Below are 17909 nucleotides of genomic sequence, written 5' to 3' on the forward strand. Positions count from 1 at the left end.
CGCCATGGGCGAATTCGAGCTGATCCGCAATTATTTCGCCGCTTCGCCCTGTGCGCAGTCGGGCGAAGGCGTTGTGTTGGGGATCGGCGACGATTGCGCCCTGTTGTCGGTGCCGTCGGGTGAACACCTGGCGATCTCCACTGACACGCTGGTGGCCGGGGTGCATTTCCCTGAAGCCTGCGATCCTTCCCTGCTGGGCCAGCGCGCCCTCGGCGTTTCTGCCAGCGATCTGGCTGCCATGGGCGCCACGCCTCTTGTTTTTACTCTTGCGTTGACCTTGCCAGACGTTTCCGCTGACTGGTTGCAGGCGTTCGCCCAGGGTTTGAACCAGATGGCGCAAAGCTGCTCGATGCGCCTGATTGGTGGCGACACGACGCGCGGGCCGTTGAGCATTACCGTCACGGTGTTCGGTCGAGTGCCGTCAGGTCTGGCGTTGACCCGCAGCGGCGCGAAGGCTGGCGATCTGCTGTGTGTCGGCGGCCCGTTGGGCGATGGGGCGGGGGCGCTGCCACTGGTGTTGAACCAGCGCAGCGCCGAGGCGTCTACCTCAAAGGCCTTGCTGGCGCGCTATTGGTCGCCGCAACCGCAATTGGCTCTAGGGCAAGCGTTGCGCGGCAAGGCTACGTCGGCACTGGATATCTCTGACGGACTGCTGGCTGATTGCGGGCATATCGCGCTGGCTTCTGGTGTTCGGCTGCTGGTCGAGCGGGAGAAGGTGCCGATGTCCGAAGCGTTGCTGGACTTTTTCGGACACGATGCGGCGCAGCAAGCTGCACTCACCGGCGGCGACGACTACATTCTTGCGTTCACACTGGCGCCATCATTTTTGCCTGACTTGCTGGCCGAGGGCTGGCCGATATCTGTCATCGGTCGAGTGGTTGAAGGGCAGGGCGTCACGCTCGTCGATGGCCAAGGCCAGGACGTCACCCCGATCATTCGGGGCTACCAACATTTTCGGGAGACACGGTGACAGATCATCCTAATCAGGTCCCGGCGGAAAACGTTCCACCGTCGGTGTGGACCAATCCCTGGCATTTCCTGGCCTTTGGCTTCGGCTCCGGCACGCTGCCGAAAGCGCCGGGCACCTGGGGTTCCATCGTTGCCGTGCCGTTCATTCCGTTGTGGCAAATGCTGCCGGACTGGGGCTATTGGTTGATGCTGGGCATCACCATGCTTTTCGGCTTCTGGCTGTGCGGGAAAGTGGCTGACGATCTGCGCGTTCACGACCACGAAGGCATCGTCTGGGATGAGATGGTCGGCATGTGGATCACCTTGTGGCTAGTGCCTGAAGGTTGGGTCTGGTTGCTGGTGGGTTTCCTCGTGTTCCGATTTTTCGACATCCTCAAACCATGGCCGATTCACTGGATCGACAAGCACGTGCATGGCGGGGTCGGCATCATGCTCGACGATGTCCTGGCCGGCGTCTTCGCCTGGCTGGCGATGCAGGGTCTGGTGTGGGGATGGGCGAAGATGTGGGCGATGGGGTTTTTCTAAGCGTCCATTGATTCTGCAGGAGCGAATTTATTCGCGATGCGGTGGCACGGCCGATGAACCTGCATTGGCTGAGCCTGCCTTTCGCGAATAAATTCGCTCCTACAGGAACTGTGCATTGATCAAACTTCCCGATCTGTTTACCCGACAATTCAGCCTAAGCTTCTCCTGAAAGCTGCTGTTACAATGCCGCCTGCAAATCTCCAGTCCCACACAGATCAGGAGCACACGGTGCCCGTCGTCTTTGTCGCCGCTTCCAAGCTGCCTACCCCTTTCGCGCAATTCACCATGAACGGCTTTCTCGAAGAGGAAAACGGACGTGAGCACGTAGTCCTCACCTTGGGTAACGTGTCCGATGGCCTGCCGGTTCTGGGTCGTGTTCATTCGGAATGCCTGACCGGCGATGCACTGTTCAGCCAGCGTTGTGATTGCGGCTCCCAGCTTGAAGCGGCCTTGCGTGCGATTGCCGCCGAGGGTCGTGGCGTGTTGTTGTACCTGCGCCAAGAAGGGCGTGGCATTGGCCTGATGAACAAAATCCGCGCGTACGAGTTGCAAGATGGTGGCGCCGACACCGTTGAAGCCAATGAGCGTCTGGGCTTCGCTGCCGATCAGCGTGATTACGGCATTTGCCTGCCGATGCTTGATCACTTGGGCATCCATTCACTACGTCTGATGACCAACAACCCTCGTAAGGTCAAAGCACTTACCGAAATGGGCATTACCGTTGCAGAACGCGTACCGCTGCATACCGGCCACAACCCGCACAACAAACTGTACCTAGCGACCAAGGCCGGCAAACTGGGCCACATGATGGGCAACGAGCACCAGAGTGAGGTCGACCCCGCGTGACTCGGGGCAACGTTCGGCGGCGTCTGGCAATTGCCTGGTGGTGGCAATTGCTGCTGACGCTGGCGCCGTTGTTCGTGGTTGCAGTCTTTTTTGGTAGCAACGCCCCCGTAATTCCTGTGCTGGCAATGCCAATGTTCATTGCTGGCATCGCTTCGATGTTTGTGAGCCTCAAGCCGTTTGGCGTCTACAAGCGTTCGCTGATCGCTACAGAGACCGCGCTCAATACCCCTGAAGAGCCTGCTGCGTGGATCAAGCTCGCCGCTGATCGTCGTGCCGCCTTTTTGGTGGCCGGGTTGCCGGCATGGATCGCTGCGTTATCAGTGTTCGTCGGCCTTGAACCGGTAGCGCAAGCGCTGCTGGCGCTGTCGAGCGTGATCCTGCTTTATCTCTATCGCATCCCTCGCCAACTGGCCTGATGCGCTGGCTTCTTACTTTTCTGCTGCTGTTGCTCGGTCAGGCCCAGGCTGCCGAGCGAGTGATCAGCCTTGCGCCTTCTCTCACTGAAATCGTCGTTGAACTGGGCGCCTCCGATCTGTTGGTCGGTGTGCTGGACGGCGGCGATCGTCCCCCTCAAGTTGCAAAGCTGCCCTCGGTCGGACGTTACGGCCAACTGGAGATGGAGCGGCTACTCAGCCTCCAGCCCGATTTGTTGCTGCTCTGGCCTGGCAGCGTCGCCGTCGCTCAGCGCGATCAATTGCGCCGCCTGAACATCCCCACTTACGTGGCTGAACCGCACTCGCTGGAGCAATTGGCCGAGCAGTTCGAGCAGATCGGCGCGCGTCTCGGGCGCAATGAAAGCGCCGAGCTCATGGCAGACCGGTTTCGCCAACGGCTGATGGATTTGCGCGCTCGTTATCGGCGGGATGTGCCGCTGAGGGTGTTTTATCAGGTCTGGGCCCCGCCGTTGTACACCGTTGGGGGCGGGCAGATCATCAGCGATGCGCTGGCGGTGTGTGGCGCGCAGAACCTATTTTCCGACCTGCCGCAGCCTGCGCCGCAGGTCAGTATCGAGAGCGTGTTGCAGCGCAATCCACAGGTGATCGTTGCAGGTTCGCAGACCCAGCTGAACGCCTGGAAGGCCTGGCCGCAGGTAGCGGCAGTCCGTGATGAGCGATTGGTGCTGGTCCCTGACAAAGGCCTTGAGCGGCCGAGTGGGCAGATGATTGAAGCGCTGGCGAAGCTGTGCGCGGTGATCGCGCCGGAGCGGTGAGTGGCGGTGATTGTTCACGCTTGGCCACTGATTATTGATTGTAGGAGCGCGCTTGCCCGCGATGGCAGCCGTTCAGACATTAATTCCTGACTGACACACCGCAATCGCGGGCAAGCGCGCTCCTACAGCGGCTATCAGACCAAGCCTCGTTTCGCCTACAGCTCCGGCGTCCAGGTCACGCCCAACAGCCACGTCCGACCCTCTTCTCGATAGCCATAATTGGCGCCATCAAAACTGTACAGCGTTCGGCTATAGCGTTTGTCGAGGGCGTTGTCGATCTTGAATTCCAGCTTCACTTCATCGCTGGCCTTCCAACTGCTGCGCAGGCCGAACAGTGCGTAGCCACCGATGGATTGCTGGTTGGCCTCGTCGTTGTAACTACCGCTGACCGCCTGCCAGCTGGCGCCTAGACCTAAGCGATCAAATTGCCGGTCCATGTCCAGATTCAACGTCCGGCGTGCGCGGCGGTTCAGTGTTCGCCCGGTGTCTCGGTCGCGAGGATCGATGATCGAGACGCCCAGATCTGCGTTCCAGCCCAACACCTGCTGCTTGAGGGACGCTTCAAAACCGTTAATGCGCGCCGACCCTATGTTTTCCGGGCGGAAATTGGCATCCAGCGCGATGGCGTCCTCAAGGTCCGTGCGATACAGCGAAGCCTCCAGCTGGGTGGTCTCGCTCACGCGGCTGCGCCATTGCAGTTCGTAGCTTTTCGAGTGTTCGGGCTTGAGATCCGGATTGCTGAAGTCGGGGTAATACAGATCATTGAACGTTGGCGCTCGGAAGCCTTCGCTGTAGGACAGCAGCAAGTCGTTGCGCTCATTCAGAGGCATGGTCAGCGTGCCGCTCCAGGTGTTCTGGCTGCCGAACTGCTGGTTCTGGTCGCGACGCACGCCCAGTTCCGTGGAGAAGTGTTCACCCTTGAATCGGTGCTGCACGAACACGGCGCGGTTCCAGCGGCTGTCTTCGTCGAACGGCGTGCTGCTGTTGACCCGATCTTCGTACCAGTCGCCGCCAATCATCAGGCTGTGCTGATCGTTAAGCGCCAGGTCGTTCTGCCAGTTCACCGAATCGCGGTAGGTGTTGAACACGTAGCCATCGGTGCTGAGCTTGTCGAAGGTCTTCTCGCGGTTCTCGCTGTGGCTCAGTTCAAGCCGGGTTTTCCAGTGTTCATTGACGCGCATGTCCAGGTAAGTGCCCAGACTGCTGAGCTCGAAATCGCTGTATTGCTGCTGGCCGACGCTGTTGAACGTGACCGGGTCGAACAGCCCGAAGGGGTTGTCGAATTCGGTTTTGCCGCGGTTATCCAGCGCGCTCATGCCGATCTCTACATCGTCGCTTAACTGGTGGCTGAGGTTCAGGCTCACTGACTTGTTGCGATAGGCGTCTTCGTCATTGTCGCTGGCGAATGACGTTCCGGTGCGATCGATGCCTTGGGTTTCATCGAGACTGGCACCGAGGTTGAAGCGGGTTTTCGCGTCGCCTCCCGACAACCCAAGACTGCGTTGCGCTGCTCCGTGATTACCAACGCCCATGTGCAGCCGCGCTTGCAACGGTTGCTCGCCACCGCGCCGGGTGAAAATCTGAATCACCCCACCAATCGCATCCGCCCCATAAATGGCCGAACGCGAACCCCGTAGCACTTCCACGCGCTCGATCTGATCGATGTTCAAATACTGCAGCGCGCTGTCGGCCGAGGTCGCGTTGGCGATGCGCACACCATCTACCAGCACCAGGCTTTGCGCGGCTTTGGTACCGCGAATGTAAATACCTGGCAGGCTCCCGCGTCCGCCGCTGGGCGCCACTTGCACGCCGGGCACGCGATTGAGCAGGTCGGTGACGCTGGTCGGTTGCAGGCGGTCGATGTCTTCGCGGGTGAACACGCTGTTGGCGGCCGTGCTGGCGCTGCGTTCTTCAACCTGACGATTGGCGCTGATGAGTACGTCTGGCAGCTTTAGCGCGTCATCGCGGGAGGGCGCGTCGGCGAAGGCCTGGGCGCAAGGAAGCAGCGAAAGGGTCAGAGCAAGGCGGGGGAGTGTCATGGGGAACCCTGAACTGTAGGAGCCAACTTGTTGGCGAGGATTGATGCGGTGTGTCAGTTGCACCGCCTCGCGAACAAGTTCGCTCCTACAGAGTTTTGCGTTAAATCGGCAGGATTTTTTGTAGGCGCTTGGTGATCGACACTTCAATCCCGGCTGCATCCAGTCCACATTCGGCCAGCATCTGTGCGGGCTTGGCGTGCTCGACGTAAACATCTGGCAGGCCCAGGTGCAGCACTGACTTGAGAATGTCTTCCCGCGCCAAAAACTCGCTGACCGCCGCACCGGCGCCGCCCATGATCGCGTTTTCTTCGACGGTCACCAGCAGGTCGTGACTGGCGGCCATTTCACGAACCAGTGCTTCGTCCAGCGGTTTGACGAAGCGCATGTCGACTACGGTAGCGTCCAGCTTTTCGGCCACTTTCAGCGCCTCGGACAGTTGAACGCCAAAGACCAGAATCGCGACCTTGCTGCCATTACGGCGGACGATGCCCTTGCCAATTTCCAGCGGCTCAAGATTGCTGTCGATCACCGCGTTCGGGCCGGTACCGCGCGGATAACGCACGGCTGCCGGACCCTTGAACAGATGACCGGTGCTGAGCATTTTGCGCAATTCGTTCTCATCGCTTGGCGTCATCACCAGCATGCCGGGGATGCAGCGCAGGAATGACAGATCGAAGCTGCCTGCGTGGGTCGGGCCGTCTTCGCCCACCAGACCTGCGCGATCGATGGCGAACAGCACGTCGAGATTTTGCACCGCGACGTCGTGAATCAGTTGGTCATAGCCGCGTTGCAGGAAGGTCGAATATATCGCCACAACCGGTTTGGAGCCTTCGCAGGCCATGCCAGCGGCGAGCGTTACTGCGTGCTGCTCGGCAATCGCCACGTCGAAATAACGGTCTGGGAAGCGCTCGCTGAACTCAACGAGGTCCGAGCCTTCTTTCATCGCTGGCGTGATGCCGACCAGACGCGAGTCCGCTTCGGCCATGTCGCACAGCCATTGGCCGAACACGCCGGAATACTTCGGCCCGCTGGCTGGTTTGGGCGCTGCGGCCGGTGCATCCAGCGGGTCGAGCTTGGTGATGGCGTGATAGCCGATTGGATCGACCTCGGCTGGCCCGAATCCTTTGCCCTTTTTGGTCACCACGTGCAGGAACTGCGGGCCTTTGAGGTCACGCATATTGCGCAGGGTGGCGATCAGCGTCGGCAGGTCGTGGCCGTCGATTGGGCCGATGTAGTTCCAGCCCAGCTCTTCGAACAGTGTGCCGGGGACCAGCATGCCCTTGGCGTATTCCTCGGTACGGCGGGCGATTTCCCACGCGCCGGGCAGACGCGACAGCACTTTTTTGCTGCCTTCGCGCATGCTGGTGTAGGTGCGGCTGGAAAGAATTTTGGCCAGGTAGTTAGACAGCCCGCCGACATTGCGCGAGATCGACATGTCGTTGTCATTGAGAATGACCAGCATGTCTGCGGCGACTTCCGGCGCGTGATTCAGCGCTTCGAAAGCCATGCCAGCGGTCAGTGCGCCATCCCCGATCACGGCGATGGCTTTGCGGTCGCTGCCTTGCAGGCGCGAAGCGAGAGACATGCCCAGTGCCGCGCTGATCGAGGTGCTGGAGTGGCCAACGCCGAAGGTGTCGTACTCGCTCTCGCTACGACGCGGGAAGGCTGCGACGCCGCCTTTCTGGCGCAGGGTCGACATCTGCTGGCGACGCCCGGTGAGGATTTTGTGCGGATACGCTTGATGACCGACGTCCCAGACCAGCCGGTCGTCGGGGGTATCAAATACGTAATGCAGAGCAATGGTCAGTTCGATCACGCCAAGGCCGGCGCCAAAGTGGCCGCCCGTCTGGCCAACGGTGTAGAGCAGCTCCAGGCGCAGTTCGTCAGCCAGGGCTTCGAGCTCTGCTTCACCTAACCGGCGCAGGCCATCCGGCGTCACTGCACTGTCGAGCAGAGGCGTGGACGGGCGCTCGCGGGGAATCTCTTTGAACGTCGTGGGCATCAGGCGAATCGTTATCCGTAAAAGAGGCAGCAGTTTACCTGATGCATCGCATGCTGCACATGAACTGCAACCGATGGATGCTCAGATTGCGCAAGCGGGGCGCGGGGGGTATGCACTTGTAGGAGCGCGCTTGCCCGCGATTGCGGTGGGTCAGTCACAAACATATTGACTGAACGGGCCCCATCGCGGGCAAGCGCGCTCCTACAAAGGTGAAATCAGCTGCGGCGTTCAACGATGTATCGCGCCAGCGCCCGCAACGGTTCGGCGGCGGAGTTGAACGCGTCCAGCGCAGTCAGCGCCTGATCACGCAGTTCTAGGGCGTAGAGTTTGGCTTCGTCCAGCCCCAGCAGCGCTGGGTAGGTCGGCTTGTCGCGGGCGATGTCGGCACCCTGACGTTTGCCCAAGGTGGCGGTATCGCTCTCGACATCGAGAATGTCGTCCTGCACCTGAAACGCAAGGCCAATGGCGCGTGCGTAGATTTGCAGCGCATCGAGCTGAACCTGACTGGCATTGCCACTGGCGAGGGCGCCGAGCCGGACACTGGCTTCGATCAGCGCGCCGGTCTTGTGCCGGTGCATGAAGGCCAGCGCAGTCTGGTCGAGTTTGAGTCCGACCGAGCCCAGATCGATGGCTTGACCGCCGACCATGCCCGCCGGCCCGGCCGCTTGAGCCAGGGTGCTGACCATGCTCAGACGTGTTTCGGCCGAGTGAGGCGTGAGGCGCGGATCGGTCAGCACGCTGAAGGCCAGGCTTTGCAGGCCATCACCGGCCAGAATCGCACAAGCTTCGTCAAAAGCCTTGTGAGTCGTGGGCTGGCCGCGACGCAAATCATCGTCGTCCATGGCCGGCAGATCGTCATGCACCAATGAATAGGCATGAATCAGTTCAACCGCGCAGGCGGCGCCGTTAGCCTCGTCCGCGTTGCCCTCGAGGGCTTCGCAGGCCGCGTAAACCAGCAGCGGTCGTACGCGTTTGCCGCCGTTCATCACGCTGTAGCGCATGGCGTCGTAGAGGCGGTTGAGTTCAGGGCTGGGTGCGACGAACAGACTGTCCAGCGCCGTATTCACGCGCGCCTGACTGAGGGCCTGATAGTCGGAAATCATTCGGGTTGTTCTGCGTCGAAGGGTTCTTCGGCCAGTTCGCCATCACGTTCCAGCAATACCTGAACCTTTTGCTCGGCCTGGGCGAGGGCGCTTTGGCATTCGCGGGTCAGGCGGATGCCTTGTTCGAACGCGGTCAGCGAATCTTCCAGCGACAGCTCGCCGTTCTCCAGACGCTCAACCAGCGTTTGCAAATCGGTGAGGGACTGTTCGAAATCCAGTGCAGCTTTCTTGCGGGCCATGGCGGCTATCCCGGTAGACGTTAAACGGGCGCGACACTAGCAGAGCGGGGGCATTGGGGCAAATCAACGGCGCCGATCGGGCATGGCGACCCGATTGCGCCGAAACTTTGTAGGAGCGCGCTTGCCCGCGATTGCGGTGTGTCAGACGACGTAGTCATTACAGACATACGGCGATCGCGGGCAAGCGCGCTCCTACAGGTCATCTGCGTTGCTTAAAACCCTTCCAGCACGATCTTGCCCTTAGCTTTCCCGCTTTCGATCACCGCATGGGCACGACGCAGGTTAGCCGCATTGATCGCACCAAAATGCTCGCCCAGCGTGGTCTTCAGCACGCCTTGATCGATCAGGTCGGCAACGCGGTTGAGCAGTTCGTGCTGTTTGATCATGTCCGGCGTTTCGAACAGCGAGCGAGTGAACATCAGTTCCCAATGCAGCGACAGCGCCTTGCGCTTCATCGGCATCACGTCGAGGGTTTTCGGGTCGTCGATCAGTGCCAGTTTGCCTTGTGGGCGCAGGGCTTCGATCAGTTGGGCGAAGTGGCTGTCAGTGTGTGTGAGGCTGGCGACATGGCTGACCTGGCCGATGCCGATCTGCTCCAGTTGTTCAACCAGTGGCTTGCTGTGGTCGATCACATGATGCGCGCCGAGTTGCTTGATCCAGTCGCTGGTTTCAGGGCGGGAAGCGGTGCCGATCACCGTCATTTTGGTCAGCTGCCGCGCCAGTTGCACGAGGATCGAGCCGACACCGCCGCCGGCACCGACAATCAACAGGCTGTCACCTTCACCGCCACCTTCAGGCACGCCCAGTCGATCAAACAGCAACTCCCAAGCGGTGATCGACGTCAGCGGCAGGGCAGCAGCGTGGGCATCATTAATCGATTTGGGCTTGTGCCCGACGATGCGTTCGTCCACCAGATGAAATTCGCTGTAGCTGCCCGGGCGAGCAATGGAACCGGCGTAAAACACCTCATCGCCTGGCTGGAACAACGTCACATCGCTGCCCACTTCACGAACGGTGCCGACGGCGTCCCAACCCACAACTTTCGGTTCGGTGGCCGCAGAACCGGCGCGGATCTTGGTGTCCACCGGGTTCACGGAAATGGCCCGTACTTCTACCAATAGATCACGAGGACCCGGTGTAGGTTTGGGCAGATCCATGTCGATCAGCGCGTTCGGGTCTTCGATGGGCAGGCCGTGTTGGGTAAAGGCGATGGCTTTCATGAGGCTTCCTTTTCAAGGCGTAAAAACGTTCGAACGTCCGCAGCGGACATTCATTCAAATTAGTGACCCCATATTCACCTTCGCTGCGGAAAAGAAAAACCGGCAGAATGCGCGAACACTTTCACAGCTGGAGTGAAAATGATCCGCATCGACGATCTTAATCTCTTCGTTCGCACGGCGGCGCTGGGCAGCTTTTCAAATGCTGCGCGGGAGGTAGATTTACTGCCGGGGCAAGTGGCGGCGGCGATCAAGCGTCTGGAGCGCGAACTGGATATTCGGTTGTTCGCGCGATCGACGCGCAGCCTGCGCCTGACCCTTGAGGGCGAACAATATTTGCCCACCGCGCAAACCGTGCTTGATGCGCTGAGAGATGGCCGTGAGAAACTGCGCCGCGAAAGCGCCGAATTGCGTGGAGTGCTGCAAGTGGCAGCGCCTTCGGACCTGGGACGCAATATCCTGCTGCCGTGGCTCTCCGAATTTCGGCGGCAACACCCGGCGCTGGCCATGCGGTTCTTTTTGTCTGATCAAGTCGCAGACATGTTTCGCGATCCAGTCGATGTCGCGATCCGCTACGGCGTGATCGAGGACGCCAACTACATCGCGCTGCCCCTCGCACCGTGGAACAGGCGGGTATTGGTGGCCGCTCCGGATTACCTTGCGCGCCATGGACGTCCGCAAACGCCGGATGACTTGTTGCGTCATGACTGTCTGCTGTACACCTTGAGCGGGCGTATTTACGACAAATGGCGGATCGGCTCTCGGGCGCTGAGTGTGACGGGACCGCTGTTCAGCGATGACGCCGACGTCGCCCGGCGTTGGGCGGTTGCAGGGGAGGGCATCACCTACAAATCGTGGCTGGATGTCAGCGAGGACGTGCGCGCAGGGCGGCTGGAAGTACTGATGCCGGATTATCCCGGCGAACCGACGCCGTTGAACCTGGTGTGCCCGCACCGCAAGCAGTTTTCTCCAGCGATACAGCAGTTGCATTCGTTGCTGCGCAGCCGGTTTGCCGAGATGCAGGCGGGTTTGCCGAAGCTGATCTGAAAAAGGACCCCTGTAGGTGACAAATTGTTGGCGAGCACTTCATGCGGTGTCTCATGCACACCGCCTCGCGAACAAGTTCGCTCCTACAGAGATTGCGCGTTTACAGGGGTGATGCGTTTACTCAGGGAAATCCGCGCTCTCGCTGACTGTGGTCCAGTCGTCGAAATTCTTGCTCAGCGTCTTCAGCTTGCCTTGCGCGACACCCACTGCAATTTTGCCCAGCAACAGGCGCAATGGCGGGTTCGGCGCGTTAACGGTATCGACGATCGCCACGGCGGCGCGCTTTGGATCGCCCGGCTGGTTGCCGCTATAACTGCGGGTAGCTTCGGTGCGCTTGCCGGACGTTTCCTGATAATCGGCAATCGTGCTGGTGGCCTGGTTGGCTGAGCGGCCTGCCCAATCGGTGCGAAACGGTCCGGGCTCGACCAGCAGCACCTTGATGCCCAGCGGCTCGACTTCCTGAGACAGCGATTCTGAAAGCGCTTCCACCGCAAACTTGGAGGCGTTGTAAAAGCTCAGCGACGGGAACGCTACCAGTCCGCCCACCGATGAGATGTTCACCACCGTGCCAGATCGGCGCTTGCGCATGCCGGGCAGCACGGCGCGGGTCATCGCGGTCAAGCCCCAGACGTTGATTTCGAACATCTGCCGAACTTCGCTGATGTCGCTTTCCTCGAACGCGCCAAAGTAGCCGACACCCGCGTTGTTCACCAGCACGTCGATCTGGCCGAAACGCTCAGTGGCGGCCTTCACCGCAGCATCCACTTGCGCGGCGTCGGTGACATCGAGCTTGAGCACTAGCGCATTGCTTTCGTGACCTTTGACGATGTCCTCGACCTGCTGCGGATTACGCGCGGTGACGACTGTCGGGTAGCCCAGGCTCAGGGTGTGCATGGCCAGCTCGCGGCCAAAGCCAGTGGAGCAGCCAGTGATGAACCAGACGGGTTTTTGCGTCGATGAAGTCATGCCGGGATTTCCTCATTCAGAAGTGAGTTCCAGGGATTGATACTGCTTTGAATGCGACCGCCGAACCTGCGCGTGGTGCCATTGGTGTGGGATGACGCGCGGTCTTGTAGGAGCCAACTTGTTGGCGAGCGCTTCATGCGGTGTCTCAGGCACGCCGCCTCGCAAACAAGTTCGCTCCTACAGGTGCTGTGTCGGATCGAAAAATCAGCAACGCCCGAGATCCAAACCTCTGTAGGAGCCAACTTGTTGGCGAGCACTTCATGCGGTGTCTCAGGCATGGCGCCTCGCGAACAAGTTCGCTCCTACAGGTTGTGCTTGATCTCCAATCAATGGGAATGCCGTGGCTCTCCGCTTCTGGCGATCACCCGCAGATGCAACGTCGCCGGTTCAAGACAGCCGCCTGTGGATAACTGCCCGACCAGTTGCCGATACAACTCCTGCCACGGCGTTTGCGATGGCGGCATGCTCGGTACGAAGCTCGCCCGCCGCTCTGCCATTTCCTCGTCCGACACCAGCACGTTCACGCTGCGATTGTTCAGGTCCACCCGCAGTCGGTCGTTGGTTTTCAGCAGCGCCAAGCCTCCACCGACGGCCGCTTCCGGCGACATATTGAGAATCGACGGGCTGGCCGAGGTCCCGCTTTGTCGGCCATCCCCCAAGCACGGCAGCGAATCGATCCCGCGCTTGATCAGCTCGGCGGGTGGCGCCATGTTTACCACTTCCGCGCTGCCCGGATAACCTACCGTCCCTGCGCCACGAATCACCAGAATGCAGCGTTCGTCTATCTCAAGGGACGGGTCATTAATGCGGGCGTGATAGTCCTCCGGCCCTTCGAACACGATGGCTCGCGCATCGAAGCTGTTCTCGTTGCCCGGTTCCGACAGATAGGTCTTGCGGAAAGCCTCGCCGACCACCGACATCTTCATGATCGCGCTGTCGAAAAAGTTACCGCTGAGCACGATAAAGCCCGCCCGGTGCTTGAGGGGGTCGTCGTACGGGCGAATCACATCAGCATCGCTCGCCACCGTCGTACGTACGATCTCTCCAATGGTTTTGCCTGAGACCGAGGCGCAGTCTTCGTGCAGTTTCCCGGCCTTTTGCAGCTCATGCATGACAGCCGGAACGCCGCCCGCGCGGTGAAAACCTTCGCCCAGGTATTTGCCAGCGGGCATGCAGTTCACCAAAAGCGGCACGTCTTCGCCGATGCGCTGCCAATCGTCCAGGCTCAACTCGATGCCCATGTGCCGGGCAATGGCGATCAGATGCGGCGGGCAGTTGCTCGAAGCCCCCAACGCCGAGGCCACGGCAATGGCGTTTTCGAAGGACTCGCGGGTCATGATCTGCGACGGCCGCATGTCCTCGCGAACCATGTCGCAAATACGTTTGCCAGTGATGTAGGCCATCTGCCCGCGCTCGCGATACGGCGCCGGAATGCTTGCGCAACCAGGCAGCGACATGCCCAGCGCTTCGGCCAGCGCGTTCATCGAAAGCGCGGTGCCCATGGTGTTGCAGTGACCCACCGATGGCGACGCGGCAGTGGTCATTTCCATGAAGCCTTCATAGTTGATCTCGCCAGCCGCCATCAGATTGCGCGCATGCCACAACACTGTGCCGGAGCCGATCAGTTCGCCCTTGTGCCGACCGTCCAGCATCGGCCCGCCGGACAAAACAATCGACGGCAGATCGGTAGTCGCCGCCGCCATCAAACAGGCCGGGGTGGTTTTGTCGCAACCAGTGGTCAGCACCACGCCGTCGAGGGGGTAGCCGTGCATGATTTCCACTAGCCCCAGATACGCCAGGTTGCGATCCAGAGCCGCCGTGGGTCGACGGGTTTGTTCGGCCATGGGATGCACCGGAAACTCCATCGGAATCCCGCCCGCGTCACGAATCCCTTCCCGCACGCGCTTGGCCAGTTCCAGATGATGACGATTGCACGGCGCAAGGTCGCTGCCGGTCTGCGCGATGCCGATGATGGGACGACCGGACTGCAACTCTTCGCGGGTCAGGCCGTAATTCATGTAGCGCTCGACGTAGAGCGCGGTCATGTCGGCGTGTTCGGGGTCGTCGAACCAGTTCTGGCTGCGCAGGCGGCGTTTTGAAAGGTCGGTCATGGCTCAGGTCTCTTGAGTATTAGCAGCCCTGAAAGCTGCTTATTTATATTTGTTACCGGTAACATTGCTTGTGCGAATTCATTTTGTAAACCGCTTTGTTGTGTTTTCAGCTGTGCTGTATCCCGCCTCCGACAGGATTGGCGCTATGTATAATCGGGAGCGCTTTATCTCCCCTTAGAAGGCACTCAATGAGTCTGGACGTCCCTGGCAGCAGCATCCCCGAGCAACGCATTGCTGCACCGCGCATGGCCGACGTGGCAAAACTGGCGGGCGTCTCGAAGATGACGGTATCCCGCGTGCTGGCCGGTCGCGAGGTTTCCGACAAGACCCGCGACAGCGTGATGGCCGCCATCGACAGTCTCGGATATCTGCCGGATGCGTCGGCGGGCACGCTGTCCAGCGGCCGCTCGGAATTCATCGTTGCGCTGGTGCCCTCGCTGGTCAGCTCCAACTTTGCAGACACTGTGCGCGGGCTCAACGATGTCGTGCGCGAGAAAGGCTTGTGCCTGTTGCTTGGCGATACCGATTACCACCTCGAACAGGAAGCACTGCTGGTGCGCACGCTGCTGCGCCACCGCCCACTGGGTGTAATGCTCACTGGCGCCGCGCACCTGGACATCACTCGCAAGCTGCTGCACCAAGCGCAAGTGCCGGTTGTGGAGACCTGGGACCTGCCTGAGCAGCCCATTGATCAGGCCGTGGGGTTTTCCAACGCGCAAGCTGCCGCCGCGATGGTGGCGCATTTGCACCAGCGCGGTTATCGACGCATCGGCTACATCGGCGGCGCATCCCCGCTGGATCATCGAGGTCAGCAGCGCCAGCGGGGTTACCTTCAAGCCGTGGCCGAGCTGGGCTTGGGCGAGCCGCGCTTGATGGAATACGGCGACTCGCCAATCACCATGAGTCATGGCGGCGAGTCAGTGCGCAGGTTGCTGGAAAAGTGGCCAGACACCGAGGCGGTGATGTGCGTGAGTGATCTGTCAGCGTTCGGGGCGATCATGCAGTGTCATCGTCAGGGCCTTCGCGTGCCGCAGGACATCGCAGTGGCGGGCTTCGGCGATTTTGAAGTGTCGCGCTATTGCAACCCCACGATCAGCACTGTCGCGGTCGACCCTTACGGTATTGGTCGTCGCGCCGGTGAACTGTTGATCGCCAGCGCCGATGCGCTGCGCTCGAGGACTGATCGACCAAAAGAAAGCATTGCCGTCGGTTATCAGGTGCTCGCTCGTGAAAGCACCTGATTGAGTCAGCACTCAACGCGACAACAGATTCCGCGCCGCCAGATTGCGCACCAGCGCGCCGACGCCGAAGGTCCAGGGCTTGGCCTTGCTACTGTGGGTCACCTGATTATGCAGACTGCCAAGCAGGGGGCTGCTGATGCTTACCTGATCGCCCAGCTTGTGGGTGAAGCCGCCGCCAACGTTGTCGCGGTCCTCGGTGGGCGCGAACAGGGTGCCGAGATAAAGCAGGAAGCCGTCCGGGTATTGGTGGTTTTCGTTGAGGGTCTGCGCGGCCAGGTCTTCCGGGTCGCGGCTGATCTGCGACATCGAGCTTGAGCCCTTCATCACGTAACCGTCTTCGCCTTTGACCTGCAACTCGACCACGCAATTGCGCACGTCATCCATGCTGAACGTCTCGTCGAAGAGGCGAATGAACGGGCCGATGGCGCATGACGCGTTGTTGTCCTTGGCCTTGCTTAACAGCAGCGCACTGCGGCCTTCGAAATCCCGCAGGTTGACGTCGTTACCCAGGGTCGCGCCGTGGATCTGTCCGCGGCTGTTGACCGCCAGCACCACTTCGGGCTCCGGGTTGTTCCATTCGGATTTGGGGTGAATACCAATTTCGCTGCCAGTGCCCACGGCCGCCAGAACCGGCGCTTTGGTGAAGATTTCTGCGTCTGGCCCGATGCCGACTTCCAGATATTGCGACCACATGCCCTGCTCGATCAAAAGCGCCTTGAGTTTGGTCGCCTGTTCGGAGCCCGGCTTGATGCTGCGCAGGTTGTCGCCAATTGCCGCGTGTACAATCGCGCGCACGCTTTCGGCCTTGGCCGGATCACCCGCGGCCTGCTCCTCGATCACGCGCTCGATCATGCTGGCCGCAAAGGTCACCCCAGCGGCCTTGATCACTTGCAGATCGGCAGGGGCGAGCAGAAACGGTTTATTGAGGTCCGGATGAGTGCCGGAGTTCGCCAGCAGGTCTTCGACGCTGCCGACCAATGTGCCCTGGATCTGGCGCACGGCCTGCAAGGGCGATTCGGATTCAAGCAGCTCACTCAAGGTGGCGAAACGCTCGGATACATCAAACACGCCGTCGGCGCGCAGCACTACCGCAGAAGGCCCGGCAACATTGCCCGGCACCCAGGCGCGACCAATCAGCGTGCCACTCAAACCATCGGCAGGCAGGGAGTTTTCAGGAGTCAGTTGGAGGGGCATGGGCGAAGTCCTTGAGCTGAAATTCTTGTTATGGAAAGTTTCACGCTAATGACCGGGCCCGATAAACTCCAATGACATCTGCTCAATTATCGATAACACTGGGTTATCGCTTGCTGAGGTCATCTTCGTGTCCGATATCTCCTTGCCGCACCTGTGCAACTGGCTGAAGTACAAGCATCTGATGCTGATCGACACGCTGGCGCGCACCCGCAACATGCACCTAGCCGCGCAGCACATGAACCTCAGCCAGCCCGCCGTGAGCAAGATGCTGCGCGAGATAGAGAAGCAGCTGGGCTTTGATTTGTTCGAGCGGCTGCCGCGTAATATGCCGCCCACGGCTTTGGGCGAACATGTGCTGCGCTACGCGCAGATCGCCCTGAATGACGCGAGTAAGTTCGTCGATCAAATCAGCAGCCTGCGCGAAGGTGGTCATGGTTTTTTGAAGGTCGGGGCGATTTTTGCGGCAACCGCCGTGGTGCTTCCGGACGCCATTGTGCAGATCAAGCAGCGCTGGCCGCTGCTGTCGATAGAGGTGGTGGAGCAAACGAGCGACCACCTGATGGAGATGCTTGAGGACAAAAAGCTCGATCTCGCCGTCGCCCGTTTCACCCATGAAAATCAACAGCAGATCTATGACTTCCGTGCGCTGGCGCCAGAACCTTTTTGTATGGTGGTCAACAGCCGGCACCCGCTGACGCAGCAAGACGAAACACCGCTGGAAGAACTGGGTAAATGGCCGTGGATCATGTACCCGATTGGCACGCCCATTCGTGCGCGAATGGAACAGGCGTTTGCGAAAGCGGGCATTGCCACGCCCAAGAACACCGTGGATACGATTTCGATGCAGACCTTTCTACAGGTCCTGCAGTCGGGGCCGATGGTCGCTATGTTGCCGGAATCGATGGTCGGGCCGCATCTGGAGAGCGGTCTGCTGACGATCCTCAATACCTCGTTGAAACTTGCCCCCCAGGACTACGGCATCCTCACACGTAAGGGCGAGCCATTACTGGGTGCGGCGTTGGAGTTCGCCGAGATCCTTTTTAAGAATGCACGCGACGCGAAATCATTGCAGGGGATTGATTAGGAAAGCGGCATACCAGCGGCAGACTTATCACCTGACGACGCCGCAGGCGGGCACGTTCCTGTAACAGCGAACATGTGAGGTTTGCCTTTCACCCCGATAACGCGCCGTTATCACTC

At 60.2% G+C, this 17909-nt stretch carries 16 protein-coding genes; 8 read left to right on the top strand and 8 right to left on the bottom strand.

Annotated features, from left to right (window positions below; translation table 11 throughout):
• Positions 1-4: 4 nt before the first annotated feature.
• The 5 genes from thiL (at position 5) to ACWKV9_RS21620 (ending at position 3550) form a co-directional block, all read left to right on the top strand.
• On the top strand, positions 5-970 hold the full coding sequence (gene thiL, locus ACWKV9_RS21600; RefSeq protein WP_483838134.1) for a thiamine-phosphate kinase: 966 nt from the start codon (positions 5-7) through the stop codon (positions 968-970).
• Positions 967-1494 carry a phosphatidylglycerophosphatase A family protein gene (locus ACWKV9_RS21605; RefSeq protein ID WP_483838135.1) on the top strand — a complete coding sequence of 176 codons (528 nt, stop codon included), beginning with the start codon at positions 967-969 and terminating at the stop codon, positions 1492-1494. Before thiL ends, ACWKV9_RS21605 begins: the two co-directional genes overlap by 4 nt.
• A 228-nt stretch (positions 1495-1722) precedes the next feature.
• Positions 1723-2340 carry a GTP cyclohydrolase II gene (gene ribA / locus ACWKV9_RS21610; protein WP_483838136.1) on the top strand — a complete coding sequence of 206 codons (618 nt, stop codon included), beginning with the start codon at positions 1723-1725 and terminating at the stop codon, positions 2338-2340.
• Positions 2337-2756 carry an MFS transporter gene (locus ACWKV9_RS21615; protein WP_483838137.1) on the top strand — a complete coding sequence of 140 codons (420 nt, stop codon included), beginning with the start codon at positions 2337-2339 and terminating at the stop codon, positions 2754-2756. Before ribA ends, ACWKV9_RS21615 begins: the two co-directional genes overlap by 4 nt.
• Positions 2756-3550 (top strand): cobalamin-binding protein, encoded by a 795-nt coding sequence (locus tag ACWKV9_RS21620; RefSeq protein ID WP_483838138.1) that lies wholly within the window; start codon positions 2756-2758, stop codon positions 3548-3550. Before ACWKV9_RS21615 ends, ACWKV9_RS21620 begins: the two co-directional genes overlap by 1 nt.
• 155 nt (positions 3551-3705) lie before the next feature.
• Here ACWKV9_RS21620 and ACWKV9_RS21625 read toward each other — a convergent pair whose 3' ends face one another.
• The 5 genes from ACWKV9_RS21625 to ACWKV9_RS21645 form a co-directional block, all read right to left on the bottom strand.
• Positions 3706-5589, bottom strand: a complete 1884-nt coding sequence (locus ACWKV9_RS21625; RefSeq protein WP_483838139.1) for a TonB-dependent receptor domain-containing protein — start codon at positions 5587-5589, stop codon at positions 3706-3708.
• A 100-nt stretch (positions 5590-5689) separates the two neighbouring features.
• Positions 5690-7591 carry a 1-deoxy-D-xylulose-5-phosphate synthase gene (gene dxs, locus ACWKV9_RS21630; RefSeq protein ID WP_483838140.1) on the bottom strand — a complete coding sequence of 634 codons (1902 nt, stop codon included), beginning with the start codon at positions 7589-7591 and terminating at the stop codon, positions 5690-5692.
• 215 nt (positions 7592-7806) lie between these two features.
• Positions 7807-8694, bottom strand: coding sequence for a (2E,6E)-farnesyl diphosphate synthase (ispA, locus tag ACWKV9_RS21635; protein WP_483838141.1), 888 nt, complete (start codon positions 8692-8694; stop codon positions 7807-7809).
• Positions 8691-8933: an exodeoxyribonuclease VII small subunit gene (locus tag ACWKV9_RS21640; RefSeq protein WP_062384761.1), complete on the bottom strand. Its 243-nt coding sequence runs from the start codon at positions 8931-8933 to the stop codon at positions 8691-8693. Before ACWKV9_RS21640 ends, ispA begins: the two co-directional genes overlap by 4 nt.
• 212 nt (positions 8934-9145) lie before the next feature.
• On the bottom strand, positions 9146-10153 hold the full coding sequence (locus ACWKV9_RS21645; protein ID WP_483838142.1) for a zinc-binding alcohol dehydrogenase family protein: 1008 nt from the start codon (positions 10151-10153) through the stop codon (positions 9146-9148).
• Between the two features lie 138 nt (positions 10154-10291).
• Between ACWKV9_RS21645 and ACWKV9_RS21650 the strand changes: the two genes are divergently transcribed.
• Positions 10292-11197, top strand: coding sequence for a LysR family transcriptional regulator (locus ACWKV9_RS21650; RefSeq protein WP_483838143.1), 906 nt, complete (start codon positions 10292-10294; stop codon positions 11195-11197).
• A 117-nt stretch (positions 11198-11314) separates the two neighbouring features.
• On the opposite strand, the gene ACWKV9_RS21655 is transcribed toward ACWKV9_RS21650, so the two are convergent.
• Both ACWKV9_RS21655 and ACWKV9_RS21660 read right to left on the bottom strand, forming a co-directional pair.
• Positions 11315-12163 (bottom strand): oxidoreductase, encoded by an 849-nt coding sequence (locus ACWKV9_RS21655; protein WP_483838144.1) that lies wholly within the window; start codon positions 12161-12163, stop codon positions 11315-11317.
• A gap of 326 nt (positions 12164-12489) precedes the next feature.
• Positions 12490-14274 (bottom strand): IlvD/Edd family dehydratase, encoded by a 1785-nt coding sequence (locus tag ACWKV9_RS21660; RefSeq protein WP_483838145.1) that lies wholly within the window; start codon positions 14272-14274, stop codon positions 12490-12492.
• A 188-nt stretch (positions 14275-14462) separates the two neighbouring features.
• On the opposite strand from ACWKV9_RS21660, the gene ACWKV9_RS21665 reads away from it, so the two are divergent.
• On the top strand, positions 14463-15515 hold the full coding sequence (locus ACWKV9_RS21665; RefSeq protein WP_483838146.1) for a LacI family DNA-binding transcriptional regulator: 1053 nt from the start codon (positions 14463-14465) through the stop codon (positions 15513-15515).
• A gap of 12 nt (positions 15516-15527) precedes the next feature.
• Here ACWKV9_RS21665 and ACWKV9_RS21670 read toward each other — a convergent pair whose 3' ends face one another.
• Positions 15528-16709, bottom strand: a complete 1182-nt coding sequence (locus ACWKV9_RS21670) for a fumarylacetoacetate hydrolase family protein (protein ID WP_483838147.1) — start codon at positions 16707-16709, stop codon at positions 15528-15530.
• 127 nt (positions 16710-16836) lie between these two features.
• Here ACWKV9_RS21670 and ACWKV9_RS21675 point away from each other — a divergent pair, with 127 nt between their 5' ends.
• Positions 16837-17793, top strand: a complete 957-nt coding sequence (locus ACWKV9_RS21675; protein ID WP_483838148.1) for a LysR family transcriptional regulator — start codon at positions 16837-16839, stop codon at positions 17791-17793.
• The last annotated feature ends 116 nt before the right edge of the window (positions 17794-17909 follow it).

The sequence above is a fragment of the Pseudomonas corni genome (assembly GCF_057128765.1).

Coding starts and splice junctions, on each gene's coding strand:
- dxs (WP_483838140.1), bottom strand. CDS start 7,591: ATGCCCACGACGTTCAAAGAGATTCCCCGCGAGCGCCCGTCCACGCCT.
- ACWKV9_RS21660 (WP_483838145.1), bottom strand. CDS start 14,274: ATGACCGACCTTTCAAAACGCCGCCTGCGCAGCCAGAACTGGTTCGAC.
- ACWKV9_RS21650 (WP_483838143.1), top strand. CDS start 10,292: ATGATCCGCATCGACGATCTTAATCTCTTCGTTCGCACGGCGGCGCTG.
- ACWKV9_RS21625 (WP_483838139.1), bottom strand. CDS start 5,589: ATGACACTCCCCCGCCTTGCTCTGACCCTTTCGCTGCTTCCTTGCGCC.
- ACWKV9_RS21655 (WP_483838144.1), bottom strand. CDS start 12,163: ATGACTTCATCGACGCAAAAACCCGTCTGGTTCATCACTGGCTGCTCC.
- ispA (WP_483838141.1), bottom strand. CDS start 8,694: ATGATTTCCGACTATCAGGCCCTCAGTCAGGCGCGCGTGAATACGGCG.
- ACWKV9_RS21665 (WP_483838146.1), top strand. CDS start 14,463: ATGAGTCTGGACGTCCCTGGCAGCAGCATCCCCGAGCAACGCATTGCT.
- ACWKV9_RS21640 (WP_062384761.1), bottom strand. CDS start 8,933: ATGGCCCGCAAGAAAGCTGCACTGGATTTCGAACAGTCCCTCACCGAT.
- ACWKV9_RS21645 (WP_483838142.1), bottom strand. CDS start 10,153: ATGAAAGCCATCGCCTTTACCCAACACGGCCTGCCCATCGAAGACCCG.
- ACWKV9_RS21620 (WP_483838138.1), top strand. CDS start 2,756: ATGCGCTGGCTTCTTACTTTTCTGCTGCTGTTGCTCGGTCAGGCCCAG.
- ACWKV9_RS21670 (WP_483838147.1), bottom strand. CDS start 16,709: ATGCCCCTCCAACTGACTCCTGAAAACTCCCTGCCTGCCGATGGTTTG.
- thiL (WP_483838134.1), top strand. CDS start 5: ATGGGCGAATTCGAGCTGATCCGCAATTATTTCGCCGCTTCGCCCTGT.